Source organism: Clostridia bacterium, assembly GCA_012841935.1.
Lineage (GTDB): Bacteria > Bacillota > Peptococcia > DRI-13 > DTU073 > DUTS01.
Genome location: DUTS01000042.1, coordinates 1 through 4,947 on the forward strand (window position 1 = coordinate 1; position 4,947 = coordinate 4,947).

Annotated in this window: 2 protein-coding genes; both read left to right on the forward strand. The window is 35.4% G+C overall.

All coding sequences use genetic code 11. The features are described from left to right. The first annotated feature begins 31 nt into the window (after nt 1-31). Nucleotides 32-2,440 carry a DUF87 domain-containing protein gene (locus tag GX687_02550; GenBank protein ID HHX96331.1) on the forward strand — a complete coding sequence of 803 codons (2,409 nt, stop codon included), beginning with the start codon at nt 32-34 and terminating at the stop codon, nt 2,438-2,440. 31 nt (nt 2,441-2,471) lie between these two features. Then, a partial coding sequence (locus tag GX687_02555) for a hypothetical protein (GenBank protein HHX96332.1) occupies nt 2,472-4,947 on the forward strand: 2,476 nt, incomplete at its 3' end.

A 4,947-nucleotide genomic window follows, 5' to 3' on the forward strand; every position in this document is an offset into this window, starting at 1 on the left:
GCGAAGGTAGAGGTGAAGTGATTTGGGTTTTTTGGATAAGCTTTTTGGAGGAAAGAAAGGAAAAGGTCCTAAGGGCCAAAATATTATTCCGAAGACATCACAGCAAACTGTGCCTTATATCAGGGCTAATGATGATGGAATTATTGAATTAAACAGAGGACGTTATTCCAAAACAATTAAATTTAAGGATATTAATTATCAAATTGCCAGACATGAAGATAAGGAAGACATTTTTGTAAAATACTGTGATCTTTTGAACTATTTTAATTCTAATATTGATGTGCAAATAACAGTTTTAAACAAATCAGTGAATAAGGAAAATTTCGAAAGGAGAATCCTACTTAAAGAGCGTGGTGATAAATTTGATATTTATCGTCAAGAATATAATGACATGCTTAAAAAACAAGTTAGTGCTGGGCGAAATGATATTCAAAAGGAAAAGTATATTACTTTAACTATTAATGCTGAAAATATTGAGGAAGCAAAAAGTATTTTTGCTCGTTTGGAAAATGAAACATTGGGATTATTGCGGAGGATTGGCAGTCAAGGTAAGGTTTTGGGTATTAAAGAAAGATTAGAACTTTTGCATGATGTGTATCGCCGGGGTAGAGAGGGTGAATTTGCTTATGAACCACGGGTAAGCAAACGAAATGGGGCTGTTTCCAAGGATGCCGTGGCACCGGAAAGTTTTGAATTTAAACGGGATTATATGTTGGTGGGAGATAGTTATGCTAGAAGTGTTTTTATTAAAGATTTACCTGCTTTTATCAATGATACCCTTTTGGGTGAACTTACCGATTTTAGTGTAAATATGCTTTTAAGTATTAATTTAAAAGTTATTGAACCACATACAGCTTTAAGATTAATTAACCGACAAATTACCGGTATGGAGGCTAATAAAATAGAATATCAAAAAAGAAGTCTCCGCAGTGGTTATTTGGAACCTTTCATTCCTTATGAATTGCGTTTTAGTTTAGAGGAAGCTCAACAGTTGTTGGACCAAGTGATGAACCGCAACCAAAAGCTCTATTTGTTAAATGTGGTTATTACTCACTTTGCCGATACTTTAGAGGAATTAGATAGAACCACAGAAGCCATTATGGCCACCGGCAGAAAGTTCCTTTGTCAGGTGGGAGTACTTAATTATCAGCAGGAGGAAGGATTAAATTCTTCACTGCCATTGGGTATTAATTCTATTAAGGCTGATCGTTGTTTGACAACGGAAAGTGCGGCCATTTTCATTCCTTTTTCTTCACAGGAATTGCTGCAGGATGATGGTATGTATTATGGATTAAATGCTGTTTCTAGAAACTTGATTATGTTTAATCGTAAGACACTGAAAACAGCTAATGGTTTTATTTTAGGTTCACCGGGAAGTGGAAAATCCTTTAGTGCTAAAAGGGAAATGGTTAATGTCCTTTTAAATACCGGGGATGATGTTATCATTATTGACCCAGAAAGAGAATACACGCGATTGGTTGAAAACTTTGATGGTGAAGTGATTTATATTTCAGCAGGTTCCAAAAACTATATTAATCCTTTGGATATGAGTATTGACTATTCGGATGATGATGAACCCTTAATGCTGAAATCTGATTTCGTACTTTCCTTATGTGAGATTATTGTTGGCGGTAGGGATGGTTTAACTCCTAAAGAAAAGTCAATTATTGACCGCTGTATACGGCTGGCTTATAGTGAGTACATGCAGGATTTTGATCCAGAGAAAACACCTACATTAAGAGACTTTTACGAAATTATGATTCGTCAAAGAGAGCCTGAAGCAGTGAATTTGGCTACAGCTTTGGAATTATATACAACTGGGAACTTATCTGTGTTTGCTAATAAAACAAATATTGATATTAATAATCGCCTGGTGTGTTTTGATATCAAGGATTTAGGGAAACAGTTAAAAACAATGGGTATGTTAATTGTGCTGGATGCTATTTGGAACAGGGTAACTAGTAACCGGGATAAAGGTAAGCGGACTTGGATTTACATGGACGAAATTTATCTTTTATTCTCTAATGAATATTCGGCGAATTTCCTATTTGAACTTTATAAACGGGCTAGAAAATGGGGGGCCATCCCCACCGGGATTACCCAGAACGTGGAAGATTTATTACAATCAGATTTGGCTAGAAACATGTTGGCTAACAGTGATTTCATTATGATGCTTAACCAAGCACCAACAGATAGAGTTGAATTATCGGCTTTATTAAATATTTCGGAAACACAAATGTCTTATGTGACTAATTCTGATCCGGGACAAGGTCTGCTATTTTCGGGGAACAGTATTATTCCCTTTATTGATAAGTTCCCGCAAGATACTAAACTTTATCAGTTGATGACTACTAAGGTTGACGAAGTAGCGGAATTACAAAAGGATAAGAAGACGTCCAAGAAAAAGAAAATTATTATTAAAAGAAATAAGAGTGCTTGAAATCCCTTGTTAAACGAAAGGGGGGTAGAAAATGGATAAATATGAAAAGGGAAGGGCTTGGGGTGAGTGGGCTTCCTTTAGGCAAAAATTGGGCAAATTAATTTCTACCGAGCACTCTTTACGGCGTGAATTTGAAAAGGAGAAGCAACAGGCGGAGTCCTATGTGGAAAAAGCTATTGATGAATATCAGTGGCGCAACCAAGGTTTGCGAAAAAGGACGACTAATTTCCTTTTAAGGGCAAATGTTTCAAAGAAATATTCCCTTGAGGAATTACTTCAAGAAGTTGAAGCACAATCTGGTTATTCACCTAAATATGAGGAATATGTTCGTAAAACAGGCTATTTAATTACTGAGGTAGAAGAAGCCCGAAATGAGGCTCTTATTCGACTAGTTAATCAAGAAAAAGTTAGAAAAGAAAAAATTCTTGATGACGCAGTTGCTGAAATATTAAATGAAGAAAATAAAACAGCCAAATTGGAGGAATTGCTATTTGAGGAACATTTGCATAGGGGTGCTTATGAAAAAACTAAAAATAATACTAAAAATTATATTGCTGAAGCCCTTGCTTATCATCGGACATATGTTTTAACCGGAAAGGTGAAGCTGGGGAAAAAAGGACGTTTGGGGAGAATTTTTAGGCGTAAACAACCTGTTCTTACGCCTCCTAGTTATGTCTTGAATGAGTATATCTATGAAGCAAGAAATCAAAAGGGGTATTCGGGGAGATATGCTGAGCATTTGCGGGCCACCGGAAAAAGAATTCCCGAGGTTGAAGAAGTAATTAGGGGAGAATTGGAAAAGGCCAAATTAATGGAAAGCAAAAGACGTAAGGCTTATTTGCAAAAGGAAGGTAAGGAATTATTTAATTTAGTTGAAGAAGAAATTATTAAAAATGAAAAATTAGAACATCTATTGGAAATGGAATGTGAGGAACGTAACCAATATCAAGAACTTTTGGAAAGAAATCAAACTTATTTAGCTAAGGCATTAAAGGATCATCAGGCAGATACCTTTCCAGAAGAAACTTTGGCCCTACATGAACATGTTACTCGTTATAGTTTGCAAGAATATTTTGAGGAGATAGCCGAAAATCACGGTTATTCACCGAAATATGAAGAGTATGTCCGGGTGACAGGTCGGCAAAATCAAAAAGTTGAAGTTGAAATAGAAGCAGAACTTAAATCTTTAAAAGAAATGGAGAAAATAAGAAAAGATAAAATTCATGTTGATCTTTTAGCCGAATTTGGACAAGGTGATTTAAGAAAAAAAATAGTTATTAACAATTTTATAGAAAAGGAGCGTTCATTACGTAATAATTATGCAGCGGAGCGTAAAAAATTGGCTGCTTATCTCAGCCGTCTACAACATGTGCCTCAAAAAGGACAAGCTAATACTCCGCTTTATTCTCGTGATGAATATTTAGCTGAAATATATAAAAATAATGGGTATTCCCCTAAATATTTAGAGGATTTACAGAGGGTTGGGCGAAAAAACAATGATCCTTTAATTGAAATGATAATTATGGAGGCGGTAGAAAATCAGGTGGTACAAGAGGATTACCGCCGTAAACATTGGGTGCGCGATTTAAATGCTGCTGTAAAGGAAACAGACCCATATGTGATAAAACTAGAGGAAATGCTCGATAATGAATATAGTAAACGGAATAAATTTGAGGTTGAAATAACCGAAACTAAAGATTATGTTAATAGGGCTTTACAGAATCATTTTTTAGGTAGGCAAGGTTTAAGAAAAAGAACTTCCAGTTTTATTTTGGGCAAAAATTTGCCACCGGAATATACTATGGATGAATATTGGGATGAATTAAACACCAGTGGTGGTTATTCAGCTAAATATGAAGAGTATGTACAAAAAACTGGTAAGTTAATTCCGGAAATTGAAAAGAAACGTCAAGAAATAATTCAGGCTACTTCCGAAATGGAGAGCCTTAGACAAGCAGAAGAAATAAAAAAGGCTGCACGGGAATTATTAATTACTGACCAAGTCCAAACTGCTAAATTAGCCGATTTATTAAATGAGGAATATAGGTTGTGCAGTAATTATGAGTCTCAAAAGGCCATTACTAATACATATGTTGATGACGCCTTAGCCTATAATCGGGTTTATGTTTTAAGTGGAAAAATTAAAACTCACCCAGAACAAAGTCGAATAAAAAGAGTTCTCCGCAGAAAAGAACAGGTGCTCACACCACCTGATTATCTATTAAGTGATTATCTTTATGAGGTTAAAAAGAATCAGGGGTATTCGGAAAAATACGCTGAATATTTAAGGGCTACAGGTAAGAAAATTCCTGATGTTGAAGTAGCCATTAATAAAGAATTAAATCGTTTGGAAAAAGTAGAAGCTGAAAGACGGCAGGTATTTATCGAACAAAATGCCGAGACTTGGCAAGAGTTTTCTAATGAAATTAAAAGTGCGAACCTAGAGTTAGAAAATTCCTTTGCGGCAGATTTTGAGAAACGTGTACATTATCAACAGGAATTGCAGC